Below are 19,530 nucleotides of genomic sequence, written 5' to 3'. Positions count from 1 at the left end.
AAAGTGGCACTTTGTGTCCTTGTAGTGTGGCTGTTCTCCTCATAAAAAGTATAAAAAAAAGTATCACCAAGTATCACCAACTCAATAATCAGTTGATATACAAGTGTTTACGGGTGACACTTGCCTTAAAAAAAGCCTCACCAAGTATCACCAACTTTTTTGGCATTAATTCCTTACGAGTTTGCTACTATTTATTCTTTATATATAAGATATTTAGTTAGCATGCTTCTGCGATTTATTTTGCAGGTTAGCAATTTTCGTCTCCACCCGGGTGTACACAGTTTGTACACCCCCATGTACAGGGTTTGTAGACCCGGGTGTATAATGGCTGTACACCCGGGTCTACAAAAAGATTTGCAACGAGCAAATTTTATTTCTACTTTTGCGTCATTCAAAACACAAGTGCTTCCCACCTGTAGGCGAAGCATTTTTTATATCAAACCCAAATAAACAGAACCTGAAAATGAAGAAAAGTACATGGAAAAGCAAGCTGCTATGCATAAGCATGGCCGTAGCCACCAGTCTGCTTACCAGCAATTTGTATGCAGCCAATAAACCTATCAGCAAGAAAGAAGCCAAACGTTGGTGTGCGAAAAAAGAATGGGCCAACGGGTTTGCGCCTGTCCCCTACAAAGGAACCGACTGTGTGGAGTTTGCCACTCAGTACGCCAAAAACAAAGAACTGTGGGATAAGATGTTCAGCTGGATGGCACAAAACGACTTATTGAACATGCCCGAAGGTACCTACCCTATTGATGGCAAAAGATGCTACATTAAAATATCGAACAGTCAAACGCGAGATGCCAGCAAAAGCAAGGTGGAGTCGCACCGCCAATACATTGATTTGCAATACGTGGCCAAAGGGACGGAACGTTTCGGCATCATCAACCCCAAAGATGCCACACCCGTAACGGAGTATAAGCCCGATGTGATTCATTACACGGCAAAGAAAATAAAGTATGTTGATTCCAAGCCCGATTTCTTTTTTCTCTTCTTCCCCAATGATTACCACCAGGCACTTGTGAAGGCTGAAAAAGAAGAAATAGTAAGGCTGATTGTTGCTAAAATAGAATATATTCCCTAACAACTATTAATCTATGTTATAAAACACCTGTTTCCGCACACGAGACTTGCAAATACCGAAAAAGTGCGTACCTTTGCAATGTGTTTTTCATAGTATTAGATTTAAGGTTAACAAAGGTTGGAGTCAGGCGTGACTCCTTTTTTTTCGCCCATACCCCAGCAGTGGGCTCTCCGGCTTATCTAACCGATTTATTTTCCAGTTCAATGGCACGTGGAAATATGATATTGTTTTCCAGATGAATATGCTCGTGCAAAGCCTTCTCAAAATCATGAAGTTGTTTTAAGATCAGTCGGTAGCTATCACACGCATCAGCCGGTGCAGTATAATGGTTCGTCAACCCATCGATGGTGCGATACCTTTCTCCCTCGTTATCATGCTCAGCCATCATGGCATCAATAGGATAAGCCACGCTTCCGCAATGCATTTCCTCGGCAGGTTGACCGGCTTCAGCAGCTTCAAACAGCTCGAGCACATAAGGGAAAAGCACGTTCTCTTCCTTTTGCAAGTGCATGTTCAGATCAATGAGAGAGCCCTCGAATAATTCTTGAATGGTATAAAGTTCGGGATGACTATCGCCGTGCACGGAAGCAACCTTATCGAGCAGTTGTTTCATTTGCGGACCTTTCTGGCGAATGCCGCGGTGGTGTATTTTCAGCACATAATCAATCAGCAAATCGATGGGCCAAGATGCAAAATCAATACGTGCCCCCTCTTCAACCTGATTGAGTTCATTCAATATCTGGTCAACGCTGACACCTTTAGCGGCACAAGCTTCGGCAAGCGACACATGACCGTTGCAACAAAAATCAATACCGTATTTTGAGAACACTTCTGCAGCAGCAAAGTTTTCGGCTACCAAAGAGCCTACTGATACCTGAGTTGAAATTACTTTTTCCATAATCTATCATTTTTAAATTTGATTTCGTATGGCAAATATACAGGTATAAGCAGGCTCTATTCTGTAACATTCGTTACAATGCTGAACTATTTTTGTTCAGGTGCAGCAGTTTTAAGGGCAGCAATAGTGTAAACAACCTGTGCTTCGGGTGTGGTGGTGATCACTGTTACTGTAAATTTGTTAAAAAGCTCACTGGCACTTTCCTTTTTCACATTCACTGTTGCTGTAGGATTCTTGCACTCAACAGCCACAGAAGATAATACCTCGGTTGTTTTAGCCCATGAATAATCTACTTCTACTTTTTTGGAAGAAGAAAACGTACCCGTTACACTCAGTGGTGCCTCATCGGAAACCATAAAGTTCTTAGCACCTACAGTGTAAGTCTGGTTATTCAACACAATCTTTTCAATAGAAATGTCTGAGTTACTCAACATAGCAGGATTTTCCGAATCAGAAGAACAAGATGCCAATAGAATAACAGAGAGGATAAAAAATAATTTTCTCATAAATAAAGTCTGTTAGTAAAAATACATCAAAATATTATTAATAGAATTCGCGTGCAAAAGTGGTTATAATTTTTTAAATAAACAAAGAGAATCTATCTATTTATTCCAATTAGACGCCTAAAAATTTCGCAAAACGAGACGCGGTACAAATACTCATATCCGTAGTCAGAAACTTTCCCTTATAAAATGCCGAAAAAATAGTTGCAGGAGTAGGCGCCTGCTGTGCCTGTTCTTTTGTTTCCAGTTTAATAATGGTAAGCGGTACGTTGTTTTGTTGCGCCAAAGCCGACAAAGCATCATTTATATAGTATTCTGTAAACGGACAACGATTGGAGTAATAAACTACCAATCCGTTAGTTTCTTCACACTCCCCTTTCAACACGCACGGCTTGAAAGAAGGAAGTTCAGCCTCACTCTTTAACTTCAAAACCAAAAGAGCAAAGCCGTGTGGTAAAGTCTCAACCACCTCAAAACCTTGTTTCAACAGCCACTTGGTGTCACTCATAAAAGGAAGTTTTTTGGTGCCCACCACGGTAACCAGTCCGGCGCAACCCTGCGCACAAGCATCATCCACCGCCGATTTCAACAAAGCTTTTGCATGCCCCTTCCCTTTGTACTGACCGGACACCCAAAAGCAATTCATCATTAAATACCCTTTCGCCTCAACGGGCAACCAAGCATTCTCTGCCGGAACATACTCTATAAAGACCTTCGCCTTTTCGTCCAATCGCCTGAACATATATCCACGTTCCATTTCATTCTTCAGCCACGATTTCTTCTTCTCGTAACCTTCCTTTATTTTCTTGTCGGAAAACCCGCAACAGATGTGTTCCGCATCCAGATTTTGGGCATTTAATGTGATGTACTTTGTTTCCATCGTGTTAGTTGTTGTTTATAGATTTATAGAATTATTTCTTTTACGGAATTTATAACTATCATCGTACTGCTACTGCTGGCGCTTCCTATATAAGAAAGGTAAATAGTAAAGCAAAGAGCCTATTTACTTAGTTTTCATTTTCTCTATATCATTTGTTACGTACTTTGTGTTATGTAACAGAACTCCGACAAAAGTAGTATTTATTTTATTATTTTGTTAACGAAAGTATAAGAATTTATCGACTAGAGCAAAAAAGACAATGGATAAAGATTACATAGAAATAAAAATCTGCCAAAACAAGAAATTGAGAGTTCACTTTATCAAAGTAGATTCTTAAAAGTGTAGCTATAAAGGTTTTAATCAGAAACAAAACAGGATTAAAATATATTTAAATAAATATTATCCTTTAATACGATATTTATTGATAATATTTCATAATTTTGAAGCTTAATTATTTAGAATTATGGAATACTTGTGTCCCACTAAGATGGGGACGTTATTATTCATCAAATAAACTTGGCCCATTTGATCCAAATCGTTCTTTCTGATATTGAAATTTAGTTTTATCAAAGATATAACAAAGAAAGAGATGTGGTGTAAGTAGCACAAAATAAGTATGGCGAAATAATTATCATCAATAAATAGAAAAAATGTCATAAAAGTCACATTATGAAAGAAAAAATTATCACATTATTTTTATTAGCGTCAAATTTGAGTTTTGCACAAAATGCAGAAACAAAAGTGACTATGAATCAATTAATAGATTCAACGGCAATTGTAAAATGGATTAGTGAGAATTCCTATGATATGGGAAAAGATAATAATATTCTGGCATATAATAAAATAGATTCAATAGCCAGAGTTAAAAAGATTATTGGTATTGGAGAACCTGCTCATGGAGTAAAAACCATTTATGAAAGTCGCAATGAATTGGCAAAATATTTAATTCAAAAGTGCAATTATAATATTATTGCTCTTGAAATGCACTTTAATGTGGGTGTCAAAGTAAATGAATATATTTCCACAGGAAAAGGGAATTTGAAAGAAATACTTAAATCGGGCCATTTTTTCACTAACTGTCAAGAATACATAGACTTTTTTGAATGGCTAAAAAATTATAATTCAAAAAACAACAAAAAGGTAATGATATATGGTATGGATATCCAGAGTAATATAGATCTATTGGAAGATTTATTTTCATACCTCAATACAGTTGATAAAAACATAAAAAAATCCACCGATAATTTAGACAAATTATTCACAAAAAAAACATTTGGAATTATAGTAGTTTCGACAAAGAGAAAAGAGATTCAGTAAAACTAGCTTATAACATATTAGTACATAAATTCAAAACAAACAAAACACAATATATTAAAAATTCAGACAAAAAGAAGTATGCCATAAACAGTTTGAGATTAACCGTATTTAAAAATTTCATGCAATTAAATGAAAGTTTTGATTCTAAAAGCCACGATGTAACTGAAAGGATTGATTTTAGAAGTTTGATTGTACGTGATTCATGCAATGCTCAACTGATTCGTTCAATTTTAAAATTGGAAGGTGAAAACAGCAAAATGATCATCATGGCACATAGTGGACATTTGAGTAAAAACGGATTTTTAAGACAGATGGAAAATACTTTTTCAGTAAACAGCTTTTATAAATTATTTAAACCAACTGGAATAACAGGCTGGTGGTTAAACGAAATGATAGGTAGTGATTATTATTTCATTGGGTATCAAATTGGGCAAGGCTATTTTACGGGCTTCAATCCACAAAAAGAATATAAAATGGAGTCTATATACATTGCTCCTCCTGAATTTCCATCTGTAAATTACTATTTATCAAAAGCAAATAAGAAATATTATTTTTTACCAATGAATTTTAATCAAAATACACCTAAAAATGTAGCCTTTTATTTTTATTCATTTCAACCATATTATGAAATTGGAGCTGCTAATGATTTAAAATACATGCAAACCAATGCTGAATATTACGATGCTATTATTTACTGTAATGACGTAGAAGCTTCAGTAAATTATACAGAAAGTGAGTAAAATAGGATTTCGATATGCTCCAGAATTTATCGGTCATAAATATCAGATATCCCAAAAAAAGCCACAAACAACATATAGTATATATTCATTTTAAATCAATGAATTACAGCAATAAACCCATAGCATAAGTGCGGACAGAATTTTATTAGACTGCAATTTCGCAGACAATATATCTGTTTCTGTCTTCCGTTCTAAACAGCCACCCATACAAGCGACAATTGGAGTGTATAACGGAACCATTTTCTCCTTATTTTAGGGCTACCCATATAGGTAATTAGAAAGGATTTTTAAGCCTATATCCGGTAGTATGAAACTGAAATTCACTTCCGTTTCGGCATAATATACTATTAAATAAGTATTGCAATTATTTGCTTTGGCATATTCGCCAATCTTCTTGTCGTTTATATAAAAGCTTCCAAATGGCTTCCTAAAAACTTTGTCGTACGGCACAATATTGTTCAAGTTGAGTATTTTATATCTGGACCCTAGCAATTTTTCAAAAGTATCGAATGAGTTCTGTATAACAAAGTCACGATGCGGAATATCTTTATCATCTATTATTTGAGTGGAGGAACAAACAAAAATACCGATAGGTGAAATGCTTTCTTTTACAGGGTTTTCAACTATCATCGTACTACTGGCGTATCCGGTAACAAGAATGGATAATAAAGCGAAGAGTACTATTTTCTTGGTTTTCATATTTTCGATATCATTAGTTGTATACTTTGCGTTATGTGTAACAGTACGCCGGCAAAAGTAGTATTAATTTCATTAGTGTGTGAATGAAAGTATAAGAAATTATCGATAAAGCATAAGATTACTCACATTATAAGCGAATAAGCAAAAACAATTCATATCTTTGTATTCAATATTAATTAGATATGACAATAGAATTTAACCAGGTGTATTTAAAGAGAACTTTACGATAAGAAAGCTGCTATAACTATTACATATCATTTTAAAGACCATGAGTAACGAATTAAGACCATACGTACCGACGCATCCCGGTAATGTGCTGAAAGATGAATTGCAAGCACGTGGAATCAGCCAAAAGCGATTCGCAGAAATCATATCTGTTTCATATACAATGCTGAATAAAATAATTAACTGTAAACGCCCTGTCAGCGCTGAAATGGCTTTAGTTTTAGAGGCTGCTCTAGGCATCAATGCATCGCTTTGGAACAATATGCAAAGCCGATACAACTCACGTCTAATCAAAATCTCTTAATTATAAATTATCGAAAATAGATTACTGAAAATATTTTTTTTTATAATGTTTCTTTAAAAAATAGTTTTTGATAATATTAATCTAAATTCAAAATAAGTTTTGTGCTCAAAAAAAGAAAATATATTTATTCATCCTTTGATTATTCAAACATTCACTACCTTTTAAAAAACATAATAGAATGATACAGAGTATAAAAATAAATTGGAAAAACTGCTTTGGCATCAAGAGTCTTGACCATGAGTTTAAGTTTGTTGTTGGAAAACAGACACATCTTATATATGCACCTAATGGAACCATGAAAACTTCATTTGCCAAGACCATGAAATTTTTATCAGAACAGTCAAAAGAGAAACCTTGTGATCAACTTTGCCAGGATAATCAAGTTAGATATGATTTTACAGTGGATGATTGCGAAGTACCCAAGAATAATATCTTTGTAGTTAATGGAGATGATGAATTAGATAGTTCTGGATCTTTCATAAACTTCCTTGCAAGTACTGAATTGAAGGCAAAATATGACGAGATATATCAAAAGTTGACAAAAGAGAAGGAAGCTTTGATGACTAAACTAAAGAGTTGCTCGCAAAGTACTGATTGTGAAAAAGAAATAGTTGAGACCTTTGCTATGAGTGAGAATGATACAATTTTCAGTATTCTTGAAAGAGTTGATGTTGAGGTAAAAACTGGATTACCTTTTTTTGAATTCCGTTATAATAATGTTTTCGACACAAAGGGCACTGTAAAAGAATTCCTTGAAGTTCATAAAGAAAATTTAAAGGAGTATATTGAAAATTATGAGAAGCTTTTATCTGAATCCGCATTATATCGCTCTGTAGGTGCACACGCTTTTGGAACTTATCAAGCAGCTCAGCTCTCTCAATATGTTTCTGATGGCATTTTTTTCGGCGTACAACATAAAATTATATTGCAAAATGGAACGGAGATAACCTCTCATGAACAGTTGCAACAGATAATGTCTAATGAACAAAAAAGAGTACTTAACGACGAGAAACTGAAAAAAACTTTTGAAAAAATAACTAAGGCAATAGATAAAAACACAGAATTGCGAGGATTCAAGGCTATAATTGAATCGCATCCAGAATGGATTTCCTATATGCTTAACTACGAAACTTTTCGCAAGAAAGTTTGGTTGGGGTACCTCGCTAAAGCAGATATAAAACCACTGTTTGATTCATATATTCAAGTTTATAACGAAAATAAGGCACAATTACTTGATGTATTAACACAAGCTGGACAACAACAAGAAAAATGGGAAGACATTATTAATCTCTACAACGCTCGTTTTCATGTGCCGCTTAAAGTATCTATCGCTAATCAACGAGATATTATCTTAAAAAAAGAAGCGGCAAAACTTCAATTTTCTTATGTTATCGAAGGGCAAGATCCTGTCATTAAAGAGAAAAAAGAACTGGACAAAATATTGAGTCGTGGCGAAAAACGTGCATTTATTATTCTACAGTTTCTTTTTGAAATGGAAGCTCGCAAAATAGCAGACAATGACTCCATCTTGATAATGGATGATATTGCGGATTCATTTGATTATCAGAACAAATACGCTATTGTTGAATATATAAAGGATTTAGCAGAAAGAAGTGAAAATAAGTTCTATATGCTTATTATGACTCATAATTATGACTTTTATCGTACTGTTTCATCTCGTCTTGGTCTATTCCAAAGCAATCTTTGGATGGTTGAACGCACGGCATATGGTAAAGTCAACTTGGAAACAGGGCAGTATAAAAACAACGTATATGCTAACGCTTTCGTAGAACATGATGACAATGATAAGATTTTCATCAGTATGATTCCCTTTGTGAGAAATTTGATAGAATACACGAAAGGAGACAGCGCATCTGAATACCTTACACTTACTAATTGTTTGCACATGAAAGCCGATACAGCGAATATAACAGAAGAACAAGTTATCGATATTTTGGCTAACTATACCTTAGGAAAAGGCGTAAAACGTATAAAAACTGCTAATAAAATATATGACCTTATTATAAACACTGCAGATGCAATTGTAAGCGAACCATCACCTGACCCAGTATTAATAGAGAATAAAATTGTACTTTCTATTGCCATTCGCCATTTAGCCGAAAAATATATGCATGACAAAATAATTGCTGCTGGCAAAGACGAAAACTTTCTTATTGTCAATGGAAATCAAACAGGTAAGTGGACTGGTAAGTATAAAAACACATGCCCTAATGACAGCAATAAAGGGATTATAGAACGAGTCAATATGATGACACCAGAACTAATCCATTTAAATAGCTTCATGTTTGAGCCTCTGATAGACATGTCTATTTCCCATCTGATAAAATTATATAAAGATTGCAAGGAGTCTTTGATATAAATGAATGCGCTAGGTATCATTTTCAAAAACGATCATTGATTTATGCATTTATCTAGAAACATTAATCGAAGTTATCTATATAACTTTAATAATACGAAAAAGCGGGTATTACTACTAAATGCTATGTTCTGAAGGCAAGAGGTAGAAAAACTCCCATTAGCCTTCAGAAGGAGATTAGGAGTGAACACTTTTTAGCAAAAGCTTGATTCTAAACTCGCCACATTTCGGCGATCAAATACAAATTTTAAATTTGGGTATTTCATGCAACGCATTTTTCCGTGATGTGCAATGCATTTGCAATGCAAAGATGTATATTTGATGTGATTTTAACAATCAAGTTGTGCAAGATAAAAACAAAAAAACCGCAAAAGCCTTATAATAAGCTATTTGCGGTTTTATTTAGTGATTCCGAAGCGTTCACGTTGTTTTTACTAACAGTCTATAAATCAATACGTTACAAAACCAAATTACTCTTCATGCAATGCATTTGCAATGCAAATCGGATTCATATATTTGATTCTCACCCCTAAAAGTAGAATCATTTTTTTATAATTATTCTATATCTAACAATCAAACTCCCCTATCCCACCGGAGCAATTTAATGCTTGTCGCGCCACCATTTTATGACTTGAAATGATATTCCTATAACCCAATTAAGTTATTATGGCACCAGACGAGGAATTAAGAGCATTTTGCATTGAGCAATCTATTCGATTAATACAATGCATTAAAACCAGTAGCATGGGAGAAAAACAAATCTCACCTTTTGAATTATCAGAATTACTATTCAATTATATCAAAAAGGGAGAATCGTTTGATCTGCCTTTACTCAGATTTGGTTAAAACAATAACCCACTAACGTTTATCACAATGAATATTATATTCAAAAAGAAAAAAAAGATTAGTCGCATAGCCATAGAAGGTATGGCTATGCAAATCATCTACTTAGTACTTGTCAAACATGTTTCTACTGCAAGATTAATATGGCATATAAAAAACATGCTTAACGAGAATGGTATTCCAACCGAATACATTTCATTGCCTAGACCAAAAAAATAACTACTTTTTAGGCTTTGGATTCGGCTTTGATGGAGCCGGAGAATGAGTTGCTGGACGTTGAGAATGCCCAACGTCTGGCAGTCCTCGTTGTTCAACCTTAGGCCTTTGAGGTCTTGGAGCACTTCCCGGTTGCGTTAGATCTTCAAAAATAAAATCTCTGTTAGAATTCAGACTACTTTTTTCCATAATTATTACATATTTTTAATAAATAATAGAATTACCCTTATAAAGTATTTTATTATTTCCTCTTTCGATATTTATTTTTCTTGATTGCTATATCTATTTCTTCAGCGGAAAATATTTTGTTATTATCTTCAAGATTTCCTATTGTAATATGGATACTAGGTTTTATAGGTCTTGTTGGCCTTGTGCTGCTTCCGGGATCACTCAAACATCCTAAAGGCGCAGCGCTAACTTCATTTGGAATAATCCCTTTTTTTGCTTTCATTAGCATATCAAGATTCATTCTTTTAACCCCAACACAAACCCGACAACCTGTTTTTTTTGTATTGTACTCTAGGTTCACTTTGCCAAATGGTACAACTTGTTCATTTATGCGTACGATAGGAGAAGAAGCGTTGCCTTTCGCACTCATAGATGAAAATTCTATTGCGATATTATTTATTTTCATTGTGATATATTTCGTTTAAATAATTATCACTTTTAAGAGCAGCTTTCGCATTCATTTTTTTTCTTATTTTCCCAAATAATTTACTCAGCATCATTTGTTTATCAGCATACAAAGTGGTTAGTTCATCATATTGCTTGGATGCTTCATCAGTTGCGAGAACACCAGTGAAGAGCTTATCAAATATATTTTGCAAACGATGACCATACACCACATAATCAGTCATAATACTATTCAATTTTGTTATATCATTTGGTTCCATAAATATCACAGGAAAAAACTGCTTTACAATAGTAAAAATGCCTACAATCATACCCGTAGCCATTGGTATGATAACATCCACCAATGAGAAAGCAGCACCACCCACCGAAAACACCGAAACTAAACAATTAAAGCATTTTGACACTAATATTTGCCTATCTAAAAGCAAAGATGCATAATACTTGTCTGTCGTTGTTTGCTTCATATCTCTATAAATACGATTTAACAACAGCTCTTTAAAATCGTCTTCCATAGCTTTTAAATTAAATGTTAATAATAAATTAAGTATATTATACTAAAAATCTTCTTTAATTCGCTCCATTGAAATAATGCGGGTTGTAAGCCACAATATCTATCAAAACAGTCCTTTGATTTTTCTGATACACTAATTAAGAAGCCTTTCAACCTTCCAAATCTACACATATTACTTTCCTGTCTTTTCTTTCCAATTATTCAAAGGTGATAGCCTTGATAAAAATGCATTTGCTTGCTCTTTAAACTTTTTCGCCTTTTTAGGCTTAACATCACTTTCAAAGTTGCCGACACTTGTCTCATATCTATATTTCACTATATCTTTCGTAGCTAAATCTTCTATCATTCCCTTTTCTGGGGTGTAGATCATCGACGTGTTCCAAAAGGTAACACCTGACATTATTGTATATTTCGCTGTCGCATTTTCGTAACAAGTGGCTTTGCGAATTGTGCCATCACTAAACTTGATATACAATAAAGATTCATCGCCGTAGATATTATAACATTTATTTGTCGTTAATACACATCCTACAAAGTCTTTTCCCATACAATGTTTAAGGTTTAATATAAAGCTGGTCGAAAAGCCTCTCTGCAATACAACACCTTCCGTTGCCACAATCGCGTCATTTGTAAATTCATCTATCTTATCAATACTAAATTGCGCAAATGCGAACATTGGAAAACTCATTAACATTAAACCTAGAAATAGTTTTTTCATTACTTTATTATCTTTCGTGTTTTAAAATCTATTATTACGCACTCCTATGCTTTGATTCTTTTTTTTCTCCGAGACCAATTTGTTCCCGAAGCACTCTATTCTCACCCTTTAGCATGGCTAATTCTTCTTTCAGATTTTCAATATCTGTATTAGCGTCTTCTAAAGCATTCTTATACATACTCCCTTTTCCGGTAATAATCCAATCCAATGATATATCGTCAAACGACAATGAAATCTTATATAATAGAGATACTTCTATAGATGTTCTTCTACCTGATATATAATTATTTAGAGTTGAATAATTGAATCCTATTATTTCAGCAAACTTTTTAGGACTCACATTCTTATCTTTAATCACCTCAATAACTCTTTGTATTACGATGTTTTCCATTGTTTTAATTATTTATATTAATTCTAAATAATGCCATTTGACGATTTTATGCATGAGTTTATTTTAATATATCGTCAAATGGCGATATATTTGCAGAACCAAAACGAAAACATTGTGCGAAGCAAAACGCAAAGCACATTCCACAAAGTTAGGAATTATATTTTAAAAGTTAATAATATGGCAAGAATTTTAGTAGAAAGAGGTTCAGTAAAGAAGTTAGCAATACTTTTTGAAGTATCCGAACAAACAGTTAGAAACGCGCTCAGATACATCACAGAGGGGGAAATGCCCGAAAGGATCAGAGAAAAAGCTCTATCAAGCGGCGGAGTGAAAACCAGAAGAAACTTTCAGATATGAAAACATTAGCGGAAATAAATCAATTGGCGAAAGCTATCTCTCCCACTATTGAAGCAGCAATAAACAAATGTTCTGATGAAATACTCACAACTAAACAGGTTGCTGATATGCTTGGTGTCAAAGTGAACGCAATTTATAACAGGTGTTCAAGAGGGGAAATTCCATATAAGAAGAAAGGCGGAAGAAAGTTCTTTTCGAAAAACGAAATTCTCAAATGCTTTCTAGGCAAATAAGACAACCAAATACTTTAATAGAAATCATTATGCTAACTCTAAAACAAAGCCCCGTTGCCGTAATAGCCATGTTCATAGCATGCGTATTAGCCGAGGGCGAACCAGAACGAGGTAAATTAATAGTTGCATTATGTATCGTTGCTTTAACGATTCTCTATGTACTAGTGTGTAACGAATTAAATCATCGAAGAAATGAAAGACAAGGAAATTGAATGCATTGGCAACTGTAGACGTTGCTCTTTCCTTGGCGTATGTCCTTCCGATATTGTACGGTGCGAGGATTGCGGCAAGGTACTAGAAGACGGCGAAGGAATAGAGATTGAAGTTGAAGTGGTGCATTTAAAGAAACACAGTTCCAAAATGATTACCGTTTGCGAATCATGCCATTCTACGCTATATCAATCAGAAGACAATGATAATTTTTAATTAAAAGGATTATGACACATTGGAAAAGTTTATTCAATTATGACTATCTGGGAGTTCAATGTTTGCCCGAAGGAAAAGACATTGTTTTAACCATCAAAAAGACAGATAGAAAAGAAGTCCCAAACTCATCGGGCAAAAAAGAGGAATGCACGATTTTGTATTTCGAAGAGAACGTGAAACCGTTGGTACTAAACAAAACCAACTGTAAAACGATGGAGAAGCTTTTTAAAACGCCACTTATCGAACAATGGTACGGCGGGCGAATACAAATCGGTTCAGCGAGAGTAAACGCATTTGGTGAAATGGTTGACGCTCTTAGAATCAGGCCATTCATTCCAAAAGAGAAAGAGCTCATTCCTGTAGAAACGAATTCAACTGTATGGAAAGATATTATTGACGCTCTGAAAAGCGGGTATAAACTTTCTACCGTACAAGGCAAATATAGATTCACCAAAGACCAAATAAAAGAGCTTATAAATTATGAAATCGCCTGAGCAAAAAGAAATGGAATGGAAAGAGGAGCGTCGTGGCAAAATAACCGCTTCTACCCTTCCCGACTTAATGAAAGCCGGAAAAGGAACACCGTTTGGCAAAGCTGCATTTGATGAAATGTACTTAGTTCGCTATGAACGAAGAACCGGAATTATGCGAGAAAGTCCAACGGGCAAAGCCCTTGACTGGGGACATGCAAACGAATCGCTTGCAATTGAATGGCTACGTAGTCAATTGATCAGTGAAATCAAATCATGCACAACGGACTTCAAAGATATTGTATTCAATGAACCATTTAAAGGTTTTGGAGATAGCCCGGACTTCTATGTTTACGGATTTGATGGCAAAATAATAGCATTGGGAGAAATCAAATGCCCAATGTCTCAGGGCAAAATTGAGTCGCTTCAATTCCTTAACGGGATAGACGACAAGAACGAATACTATTGGCAGTTTCTTGGGCACTTCATCGGCCGCCCGGACGTAGACACTCTTTATTATGTGATTTACGACGGGTATATAAATGACGGTAGAATAATAGAACTACACCGGGCTGATCATGTGGAAAACATACAGAAGCTATACGACCGTATTAGGCTATCCAATGAAATAATTGACGAATCACTTAGAAGCGGGCGCGACTTCCCGGACTGTATAGAGTCCGCCAAAGAAGTGCTAAAGATAAAGTTAGAGATCGAAGCATTACAACCTGAATCGAAAGGCAATGTTCCTGTACAAAATGAAATACACAAGCTCAAAAAGAGCCTAAGAAAGCTTACTAAAAAGCCAAATAGACCGTCACAACACTAACATAATATTCACTTTTTAAAAATAGACAAAATGATGCACACATGGTTTGAATGTAAAATCCGTTATGAGAAATTAGGCGAAAACGGAATAAGTAAAAAAGTTACTGAACCCTATTTAGTCGACGCGCTGAGTTTCACCGAAGCAGAGGCTCGCATTATTGAGCAAGTTACTCCGTTCATATCCGGAGAGTTTACAGTAACCGCCATAGCGCGAGCCGCATATAGCGAAACGTTCTTTCACGATTCCGGCGATCGCTTCTTTAAATGTCGAATTGCCTTTATTACACTTGACGAGAAAAGCGGCAAAGAGCGCAAAACGAAATCAAATGTACTAGTACAAGCCGACACTCTACAAGAGGCCAAAGATCGCTTAGTAGAAAGCATGAAGGGCACACTTGCCGACTACAGCCTTGAAATGGTTAAGGAAACCGAAATTATGGACGTTTACCCATACACACCTAAAGAAGAGTAAAATCGGCCGGGTGAAAGTCCCGGCACATTGGAGCGTAGTTTAATGGTTAGAACTTCTTTCAAAACAGAAAGCAGAATGAGCGGTTCGATTCCGCTTCGCTCCACTATTCACAAATCAATTAATAAAGCATGGCAAAGTATAAGAATGTAAAGTACAAAGGTTATGATTCCATTCGAGAATACAACCGGGCGCAACAATTAAAGCTGCTCCAAAAGAAGGGTATTATCTCATGTCTGCAAGAACAAGTTAAATACGAGCTTATTCCGGCGCAATACGAACACTACGATGTACAAGGCATAAGAAAGGCTCTTCATAAAAAGAAACTCCTAGAAAGAGCCGTTTGCTATTATGCAGATTTTCAATATATCCAAAATGGTGAAACGATCGTAGAGGATTCTAAAGGCATGAAAACGAAAGAATATATAATCAAGCGCAAACTCATGTTGCAAGTACATGGAATTAAAATAAAGGAGGTCTAACAATGGCAAATAAAGTTAACATTAAAGCTAATTGCAGAACTTGTATAAATTCAAATGGAGTAAATAATTTTATGTGTTTCTGTTCCATTTATAAAATATATAGATCGACTGGAATTCGCATGTGTAATTATTATAAAAACAAATAAGTAATGGAAGGTTGGATTAAGCTACATCGGCAAATGCTGAATTCAGATTTATGGCTGAGCGAGAAGTTTTCTCGTGGTCAAGCATGGGCCGATTTGATAATGATTGCAAGCTATAAAGAGAGTTCTTATAGAAAGCGCGGAATTAAGGTTTCGTTATTACGTGGCCAAATTGGAAAAAGTTTAGATGAATTATCGAAACGGTGGATGTGGTCAATAGGGAAAGTAAAACGATTCCTTAATGAACTAGAAAACGAAAACCAAATTAAGGTAGTGAATGGTACTGTAAATCAGATAATTACAATCTTAAATTACGATAAATATCAAAGCGATAGTATCACAAACAGTAACGCAGATAGTAATACAAATAATAATACAGATGATAACGCAAACAGTATCACAGACGGAAACCAAATAGACACGCAAACAGATACGCAAACGGAAACATACAAGAAAGAGAAGAATAATATTCTTCCTCTAACGCCCACGTATACATGTGCGCACGAGGCCGAAGTTGACTTGAATGTTTGCCTTGATTCGCTTTTGAACGAAAGAGTCTGGCTCGAACAATTTTGTATGAACAAGCACTTAACGCCCCAGAGGTTTGCGGTTCACTTAAAAAGTTTCTTTGCGGAACTTCAAAACAGGGGCGAAACCTCAAAATCAATCAAAGATGCAAAATTTCATTTTTCAAACTGGTTTAAAACAAATAAACTCAATGAAACAGATCGGAAACTTAGTAAAGCTGACAAGACAAGAAACATCATTGCAGACATTGCAAACAACGCAGAAGAAAGCCCAGATAACTTGCCTGACGACGAAGTACTCAACTTTTTGTGAATTGGGCAAAGCGTTCAATCCGCAAGTGGGTGCAAGGCTTCCAAACAACACCGAACGAGTGTACACAAGCGATGCGCCAACGATACAACTTGTTTCGGAGGCATACGGACGAACAAACGCGCTTTCATGGATTAGCATCCAACTGAACAGCATCGACCTGTTCACGCAGGTTAAAAACGATTTGAACGAAGACGCCCGGAAGGAACTGGCCGAACTGATTCTATCGCACTATGGTTTTTTGAAGCTTCCGGAATTTATGCTTTTTGTCGCCCGGTTCAAGCTTGGCATCTATGGCCGATTTTACGGTTCGTTCGACCCGATAGCGTTCTGTGAGGCAATAAAGCGATTCAGAAGCGACAGGAACATAGAACTCGAAAGGCTCAGACTGAATCGGCTTAGAGATGAAATTGAAGCCCGCAATTCGCCAATACCAGACGGATATACTTCATGGAGCTGGTACATGGAACTAAAGAGAAGAGCCACAGAAGGCGATACGGACGCGATAGAGCAATTATTTCCATCAAAACAAGGGAAGATATGAAGACACCAAAGAAAATCCAACCACGGGGCTTTAAAAAGGTCGTTGCGAGAATCTCAACCGAAGCATACGAACGAGCCGATTTGATCAAAGAGAAATTTGGGTTTAAAAGCATCTACGAAATCAATCAATACCTGTGGCATTGCTTTCTACGAGTCGCCGACCCGGAACACGACGAAGAGGAAGAGCCCGTTCCTGACGAAATCAAACAGATGTTTTATGACCTTTCCGAAGCGGATAGACAATTCGACTTCGTTAAACCAAAGAGAAAATTACCTCAGTACAAACTTGACGAGATAAACGGACAATTACGATTATGGGAAGAATAACAAAACCTAGAAATGTAAATTATTTGCATAACGTTCCGGCTAAAACATTTGCCGTGAATGAAACGAATCGCCTTTACATAGATCGATTCATTACAGAGAACTATCAACGTCTTAGCGAGAAATTCACGCTATTGGATGGAACTATTAATTCCAGTGCATTCGGCGCGATGGATAAGCTAAACGAAACAATTGTGTCGCTTTATACCGACCCGAACCTTTGCTTCTCTAATTGGGAGGAAGCAGATAATTATCTGACAAGCAAGTTCACGGAAAAGGCGATTCGGGTTGCAGTGAAGAAGCCGACAAAAGACGAAAACGAAGATTGCGAATCATGGGAAGAGATTTAAAAATGATTTGAATGATTAGCTTTTTTGAATAGATTATATTATTAACACAACGTATGAATATGAATAAAGACATGCAAGTACATAAAAGACCGGACTACCACTATTGTCGCCACATGGGTCATTACAAACTGTATCGTGATAATCATGACGGTACGGCCGACAAGATAGATCAAGATTTGAATGAGGAAGTCATTCGCAAGAAATGTTACGAGTTAAACGGATGGAATTATAAACCTAAAAGTGCGAAACAGCCTTGGGCAGAGAAAACGCAATACATTGTTGAATTGGAAAAAGGTGTATATCTTACTTCCGGACATGGCGATCCTCCGAGAACTTTGCTACTTGAACATGCTCTTTGCTTTAATACGAGTCAAGAAGCAAATGACGCAATTTTAGAAGCAAGGAAGTTCCGACCGTTTAAGAATGCCCGACCAATAGAGAAATGCCATGAGTCGTAATCCAATATACATTAAATTAATCAATTCGAAGCGGTGGAAGCTGCTTCGAATTGATAAGCTTAAAGCAAACCCGATTTGTGAAGTGTGCGAAACAAAAGGCATGAGTACGCTTGCAACCGAAGTACATCATAGAACCCCAGTCGAATCCGTACCGCATGAAATGGGTATGAAGAATCTTATGTTTGACTTTAACAATCTGCAAAGCTTGTGTCATCCGTGCCATGCTGAAATACATCGACGCGCATTTAGTCATTCGAAAGAATCTATTCAGGCGAACAATAAACGGGCGACGGAAAGGTTTGAAGAGAAATTCTTGAAATAGACGATTAAAATATTTTATTTAAAACCAATATTTACTTAAAAATATTTATTAGTTTTGCAACCTTAATTATATAATATATGGAAAACAAAAAAAACACAGAAAACGGATCTAGCGTTGATAATAATGCTAATGTTCCGAGCAAAAAAAAGTGCGGTATAATAATGCCTATTGCTGATACAGTAGGATACCCACCTAATCATTGGCAAGATGTGCTTAATATACTTTGTGAAGCTGTAAATAAGACTGATTTCGAAGCGAAATTAGTAAGTGACGATACTGCTATTGGTTTAATTCATGATAGAATTGTTACTAACATATATAATAATGATATTGTAATATGCGACGTAAGTTCTAAGAACCCTAATGTCATGTTTGAATTGGGAATGAGGCTTGCATTTGATAAACCTACGATTATTATAAAAGATGAGAAAACAGAGTATGCATTTGATACTAGCGGCATTGAGCATATTCAATACCCCATTTCATTAAGATATCATTCAATTGCTGAATTTCAAGCCAAATTAATAAAAAGTATCATCGGAACTTATGAAAAGTCAAGTGCAGACCCTAATTATTCTCCTTTCCTAAAAAGTTTTGGCAGAAGCTTAATTCCAGCATCAATTGAAAAAACAGAAATATCCGAAAGTAAGTATATAATTGAAGTAATTGATCAATTGAGAAAAGAAATGTATTTATTAAGAAAAGGAGGGAATCGTTATTTTGATAACTTTTCCCATAAAACGAGCGATGATAATTACTCACTAGATAATCAAAAAATATATATTAGGACAGAATTGGGCGATGATGAGAATTTAAATAGGATTAAAGAAATAAACAAATTCCTAGCTGAGACAGATGATGCGCAAAAAAAAGATGAATCTTTGAGATTTAGGAGGGCCACACTTAATGAATATTTAAAATCTAAAAAATAGAAAACGCCATTTAATAA

The 19,530-nt window shown here is 35.6% G+C and carries 27 protein-coding genes, 1 tRNA gene and 1 pseudogene; 20 read left to right on the top strand and 9 right to left on the bottom strand.

Going from position 1 to position 19,530, the window contains the following annotated elements; all coding sequences use genetic code 11:
• The first annotated feature begins 463 nt into the window (after positions 1-463).
• Positions 464-1,084: a NanQ anomerase/TabA/YiaL family protein gene (locus ACKPCE_RS10675; protein ID WP_081698322.1), complete on the top strand. Its 621-nt coding sequence runs from the start codon at positions 464-466 to the stop codon at positions 1,082-1,084.
• A 175-nt stretch (positions 1,085-1,259) separates the two neighbouring features.
• Here ACKPCE_RS10675 and ric read toward each other — a convergent pair whose 3' ends face one another.
• The 4 genes and pseudogenes from ric to ACKPCE_RS10655 all read right to left on the bottom strand — a co-directional run.
• A complete protein-coding gene (ric, locus tag ACKPCE_RS10670; protein WP_319505174.1) occupies positions 1,260-1,982 on the bottom strand; it encodes an iron-sulfur cluster repair di-iron protein in 723 nt (240 codons plus the stop codon).
• 86 nt (positions 1,983-2,068) lie between these two features.
• Entirely contained in the window at positions 2,069-2,488 is a 420-nt protein-coding gene (locus ACKPCE_RS10665) for a hypothetical protein (protein WP_319505173.1), read from the bottom strand.
• A gap of 109 nt (positions 2,489-2,597) precedes the next feature.
• A complete protein-coding gene (locus ACKPCE_RS10660) occupies positions 2,598-3,365 on the bottom strand; it encodes an N-acetyltransferase (RefSeq protein WP_319505172.1) in 768 nt (255 codons plus the stop codon).
• 499 nt (positions 3,366-3,864) lie between these two features.
• Positions 3,865-3,993: pseudogene (locus ACKPCE_RS10655) on the bottom strand (IS4 family transposase); the annotation flags it as partial.
• A gap of 41 nt (positions 3,994-4,034) precedes the next feature.
• On the opposite strand from ACKPCE_RS10655, the gene ACKPCE_RS10650 reads away from it, so the two are divergent.
• Both ACKPCE_RS10650 and ACKPCE_RS10645 read left to right on the top strand, forming a co-directional pair.
• Positions 4,035-4,682, top strand: a complete 648-nt coding sequence (locus ACKPCE_RS10650) for an erythromycin esterase family protein (protein ID WP_319505171.1) — start codon at positions 4,035-4,037, stop codon at positions 4,680-4,682.
• Positions 4,619-5,422, top strand: coding sequence for an erythromycin esterase family protein (locus tag ACKPCE_RS10645; RefSeq protein WP_319505952.1), 804 nt, complete (start codon positions 4,619-4,621; stop codon positions 5,420-5,422). The genes ACKPCE_RS10650 and ACKPCE_RS10645 overlap by 64 nt, the downstream gene beginning before the upstream one ends.
• A 258-nt stretch (positions 5,423-5,680) precedes the next feature.
• Here ACKPCE_RS10645 and ACKPCE_RS10640 read toward each other — a convergent pair whose 3' ends face one another.
• Complete coding sequence (locus tag ACKPCE_RS10640) at positions 5,681-6,121, bottom strand: hypothetical protein (RefSeq protein ID WP_319505170.1); 441 nt, start codon at positions 6,119-6,121, stop codon at positions 5,681-5,683.
• Positions 6,122-6,389: 268 nt separating this feature from the next.
• Here ACKPCE_RS10640 and ACKPCE_RS10635 point away from each other — a divergent pair, with 268 nt between their 5' ends.
• Both ACKPCE_RS10635 and ACKPCE_RS10630 read left to right on the top strand, forming a co-directional pair.
• Entirely contained in the window at positions 6,390-6,650 is a 261-nt protein-coding gene (locus ACKPCE_RS10635; RefSeq protein WP_319505169.1) for a HigA family addiction module antitoxin, read from the top strand.
• A gap of 178 nt (positions 6,651-6,828) precedes the next feature.
• On the top strand, positions 6,829-9,030 hold the full coding sequence (locus ACKPCE_RS10630) for an AAA family ATPase (RefSeq protein ID WP_319505168.1): 2,202 nt from the start codon (positions 6,829-6,831) through the stop codon (positions 9,028-9,030).
• Positions 9,031-10,327: 1,297 nt separating this feature from the next.
• On the opposite strand, the gene ACKPCE_RS10625 is transcribed toward ACKPCE_RS10630, so the two are convergent.
• The 4 genes from ACKPCE_RS10625 to ACKPCE_RS10610 form a co-directional block, all read right to left on the bottom strand.
• The gene (locus ACKPCE_RS10625) at positions 10,328-10,720 is read right to left on the bottom strand and encodes a hypothetical protein (RefSeq protein ID WP_319505167.1); all 393 of its coding nucleotides are present in this window, start codon (positions 10,718-10,720) and stop codon (positions 10,328-10,330) included.
• Positions 10,707-11,231 (bottom strand): hypothetical protein, encoded by a 525-nt coding sequence (locus ACKPCE_RS10620; protein ID WP_319505166.1) that lies wholly within the window; start codon positions 11,229-11,231, stop codon positions 10,707-10,709. The genes ACKPCE_RS10625 and ACKPCE_RS10620 overlap by 14 nt, the downstream gene beginning before the upstream one ends.
• Positions 11,232-11,402: 171 nt before the next feature.
• Positions 11,403-11,948 (bottom strand): hypothetical protein, encoded by a 546-nt coding sequence (locus ACKPCE_RS10615; protein ID WP_319505165.1) that lies wholly within the window; start codon positions 11,946-11,948, stop codon positions 11,403-11,405.
• 34 nt (positions 11,949-11,982) lie between these two features.
• Positions 11,983-12,339: a helix-turn-helix domain-containing protein gene (locus ACKPCE_RS10610; RefSeq protein ID WP_319505164.1), complete on the bottom strand. Its 357-nt coding sequence runs from the start codon at positions 12,337-12,339 to the stop codon at positions 11,983-11,985.
• Positions 12,340-12,516: 177 nt separating this feature from the next.
• Between ACKPCE_RS10610 and ACKPCE_RS10605 the strand changes: the two genes are divergently transcribed.
• From ACKPCE_RS10605 to ACKPCE_RS10535, 15 genes are all read left to right on the top strand, one after another.
• Complete coding sequence (locus ACKPCE_RS10605; protein ID WP_319505163.1) at positions 12,517-12,696, top strand: DeoR family transcriptional regulator; 180 nt, start codon at positions 12,517-12,519, stop codon at positions 12,694-12,696.
• On the top strand, positions 12,693-12,929 hold the full coding sequence (locus ACKPCE_RS10600) for a helix-turn-helix domain-containing protein (protein ID WP_319505162.1): 237 nt from the start codon (positions 12,693-12,695) through the stop codon (positions 12,927-12,929). The genes ACKPCE_RS10605 and ACKPCE_RS10600 overlap by 4 nt, the downstream gene beginning before the upstream one ends.
• Before the next feature lie 192 nt (positions 12,930-13,121).
• A complete protein-coding gene (locus ACKPCE_RS10595) occupies positions 13,122-13,355 on the top strand; it encodes a hypothetical protein (protein ID WP_319505161.1) in 234 nt (77 codons plus the stop codon).
• Between the two features lie 11 nt (positions 13,356-13,366).
• On the top strand, positions 13,367-13,849 hold the full coding sequence (locus ACKPCE_RS10590; RefSeq protein ID WP_319505160.1) for a hypothetical protein: 483 nt from the start codon (positions 13,367-13,369) through the stop codon (positions 13,847-13,849).
• A complete protein-coding gene (locus tag ACKPCE_RS10585) occupies positions 13,836-14,654 on the top strand; it encodes a PDDEXK family nuclease (protein ID WP_319505159.1) in 819 nt (272 codons plus the stop codon). Before ACKPCE_RS10590 ends, ACKPCE_RS10585 begins: the two co-directional genes overlap by 14 nt.
• 30 nt (positions 14,655-14,684) lie before the next feature.
• Positions 14,685-15,125 carry a DUF4494 domain-containing protein gene (locus ACKPCE_RS10580; RefSeq protein ID WP_319505158.1) on the top strand — a complete coding sequence of 147 codons (441 nt, stop codon included), beginning with the start codon at positions 14,685-14,687 and terminating at the stop codon, positions 15,123-15,125.
• 29 nt (positions 15,126-15,154) lie between these two features.
• Positions 15,155-15,228, top strand: a tRNA-OTHER gene (locus tag ACKPCE_RS10575).
• 25 nt (positions 15,229-15,253) lie between these two features.
• On the top strand, positions 15,254-15,604 hold the full coding sequence (locus ACKPCE_RS10570; RefSeq protein ID WP_319505157.1) for a DUF1064 domain-containing protein: 351 nt from the start codon (positions 15,254-15,256) through the stop codon (positions 15,602-15,604).
• A 149-nt stretch (positions 15,605-15,753) separates the two neighbouring features.
• Complete coding sequence (locus tag ACKPCE_RS10565) at positions 15,754-16,587, top strand: DUF7833 domain-containing protein (protein WP_319505156.1); 834 nt, start codon at positions 15,754-15,756, stop codon at positions 16,585-16,587.
• A complete protein-coding gene (locus ACKPCE_RS10560) occupies positions 16,475-17,128 on the top strand; it encodes a DUF6633 family protein (RefSeq protein ID WP_319505951.1) in 654 nt (217 codons plus the stop codon). The genes ACKPCE_RS10565 and ACKPCE_RS10560 overlap by 113 nt, the downstream gene beginning before the upstream one ends.
• The gene (locus ACKPCE_RS10555; RefSeq protein ID WP_319505155.1) at positions 17,125-17,454 is read left to right on the top strand and encodes a hypothetical protein; all 330 of its coding nucleotides are present in this window, start codon (positions 17,125-17,127) and stop codon (positions 17,452-17,454) included. Before ACKPCE_RS10560 ends, ACKPCE_RS10555 begins: the two co-directional genes overlap by 4 nt.
• Positions 17,442-17,801, top strand: coding sequence for a hypothetical protein (locus ACKPCE_RS10550; protein WP_319505154.1), 360 nt, complete (start codon positions 17,442-17,444; stop codon positions 17,799-17,801). Before ACKPCE_RS10555 ends, ACKPCE_RS10550 begins: the two co-directional genes overlap by 13 nt.
• 53 nt (positions 17,802-17,854) lie before the next feature.
• Positions 17,855-18,259 (top strand): hypothetical protein, encoded by a 405-nt coding sequence (locus ACKPCE_RS10545; protein WP_319505153.1) that lies wholly within the window; start codon positions 17,855-17,857, stop codon positions 18,257-18,259.
• Positions 18,249-18,581 (top strand): HNH endonuclease, encoded by a 333-nt coding sequence (locus tag ACKPCE_RS10540; protein ID WP_319505152.1) that lies wholly within the window; start codon positions 18,249-18,251, stop codon positions 18,579-18,581. Before ACKPCE_RS10545 ends, ACKPCE_RS10540 begins: the two co-directional genes overlap by 11 nt.
• Positions 18,582-18,658: 77 nt before the next feature.
• Positions 18,659-19,513 carry a hypothetical protein gene (locus tag ACKPCE_RS10535; RefSeq protein ID WP_319505151.1) on the top strand — a complete coding sequence of 285 codons (855 nt, stop codon included), beginning with the start codon at positions 18,659-18,661 and terminating at the stop codon, positions 19,511-19,513.
• Positions 19,514-19,530: the final 17 nt, after the last annotated feature.

The organism is Bacteroides graminisolvens, from assembly GCF_963666085.1.
Classification (GTDB): Bacteria; Bacteroidota; Bacteroidia; order Bacteroidales; family Bacteroidaceae; genus Bacteroides; species Bacteroides graminisolvens.
This window is presented reverse-complemented; position numbering and strand designations above follow the sequence as displayed.

What these genes read in the sequence shown, in the direction of transcription:
- ACKPCE_RS10675 (WP_081698322.1), top strand. Translation starts at nt 464, where the DNA reads ATGAAGAAAAGTACATGGAAAAGCAAGCTGCTATGCATAAGCATGGCC.
- ric (WP_319505174.1), bottom strand. Translation starts at nt 1,982, where the DNA reads ATGGAAAAAGTAATTTCAACTCAGGTATCAGTAGGCTCTTTGGTAGCC.
- ACKPCE_RS10665 (WP_319505173.1), bottom strand. Translation starts at nt 2,488, where the DNA reads ATGAGAAAATTATTTTTTATCCTCTCTGTTATTCTATTGGCATCTTGT.
- ACKPCE_RS10660 (WP_319505172.1), bottom strand. Translation starts at nt 3,365, where the DNA reads ATGGAAACAAAGTACATCACATTAAATGCCCAAAATCTGGATGCGGAA.
- ACKPCE_RS10650 (WP_319505171.1), top strand. Translation starts at nt 4,035, where the DNA reads ATGAAAGAAAAAATTATCACATTATTTTTATTAGCGTCAAATTTGAGT.
- ACKPCE_RS10640 (WP_319505170.1), bottom strand. Translation starts at nt 6,121, where the DNA reads ATGAAAACCAAGAAAATAGTACTCTTCGCTTTATTATCCATTCTTGTT.
- ACKPCE_RS10635 (WP_319505169.1), top strand. Translation starts at nt 6,390, where the DNA reads ATGAGTAACGAATTAAGACCATACGTACCGACGCATCCCGGTAATGTG.
- ACKPCE_RS10630 (WP_319505168.1), top strand. Translation starts at nt 6,829, where the DNA reads ATGATACAGAGTATAAAAATAAATTGGAAAAACTGCTTTGGCATCAAG.
- ACKPCE_RS10625 (WP_319505167.1), bottom strand. Translation starts at nt 10,720, where the DNA reads ATGAAAATAAATAATATCGCAATAGAATTTTCATCTATGAGTGCGAAA.
- ACKPCE_RS10620 (WP_319505166.1), bottom strand. Translation starts at nt 11,231, where the DNA reads ATGGAAGACGATTTTAAAGAGCTGTTGTTAAATCGTATTTATAGAGAT.
- ACKPCE_RS10615 (WP_319505165.1), bottom strand. Translation starts at nt 11,948, where the DNA reads ATGAAAAAACTATTTCTAGGTTTAATGTTAATGAGTTTTCCAATGTTC.
- ACKPCE_RS10610 (WP_319505164.1), bottom strand. Translation starts at nt 12,339, where the DNA reads ATGGAAAACATCGTAATACAAAGAGTTATTGAGGTGATTAAAGATAAG.
- ACKPCE_RS10605 (WP_319505163.1), top strand. Translation starts at nt 12,517, where the DNA reads ATGGCAAGAATTTTAGTAGAAAGAGGTTCAGTAAAGAAGTTAGCAATA.
- ACKPCE_RS10600 (WP_319505162.1), top strand. Translation starts at nt 12,693, where the DNA reads ATGAAAACATTAGCGGAAATAAATCAATTGGCGAAAGCTATCTCTCCC.
- ACKPCE_RS10595 (WP_319505161.1), top strand. Translation starts at nt 13,122, where the DNA reads ATGAAAGACAAGGAAATTGAATGCATTGGCAACTGTAGACGTTGCTCT.
- ACKPCE_RS10590 (WP_319505160.1), top strand. Translation starts at nt 13,367, where the DNA reads ATGACACATTGGAAAAGTTTATTCAATTATGACTATCTGGGAGTTCAA.
- ACKPCE_RS10585 (WP_319505159.1), top strand. Translation starts at nt 13,836, where the DNA reads ATGAAATCGCCTGAGCAAAAAGAAATGGAATGGAAAGAGGAGCGTCGT.
- ACKPCE_RS10580 (WP_319505158.1), top strand. Translation starts at nt 14,685, where the DNA reads ATGATGCACACATGGTTTGAATGTAAAATCCGTTATGAGAAATTAGGC.
- ACKPCE_RS10570 (WP_319505157.1), top strand. Translation starts at nt 15,254, where the DNA reads ATGGCAAAGTATAAGAATGTAAAGTACAAAGGTTATGATTCCATTCGA.
- ACKPCE_RS10565 (WP_319505156.1), top strand. Translation starts at nt 15,754, where the DNA reads ATGGAAGGTTGGATTAAGCTACATCGGCAAATGCTGAATTCAGATTTA.
- ACKPCE_RS10555 (WP_319505155.1), top strand. Translation starts at nt 17,125, where the DNA reads ATGAAGACACCAAAGAAAATCCAACCACGGGGCTTTAAAAAGGTCGTT.
- ACKPCE_RS10550 (WP_319505154.1), top strand. Translation starts at nt 17,442, where the DNA reads ATGGGAAGAATAACAAAACCTAGAAATGTAAATTATTTGCATAACGTT.
- ACKPCE_RS10545 (WP_319505153.1), top strand. Translation starts at nt 17,855, where the DNA reads ATGAATATGAATAAAGACATGCAAGTACATAAAAGACCGGACTACCAC.
- ACKPCE_RS10540 (WP_319505152.1), top strand. Translation starts at nt 18,249, where the DNA reads ATGAGTCGTAATCCAATATACATTAAATTAATCAATTCGAAGCGGTGG.
- ACKPCE_RS10535 (WP_319505151.1), top strand. Translation starts at nt 18,659, where the DNA reads ATGGAAAACAAAAAAAACACAGAAAACGGATCTAGCGTTGATAATAAT.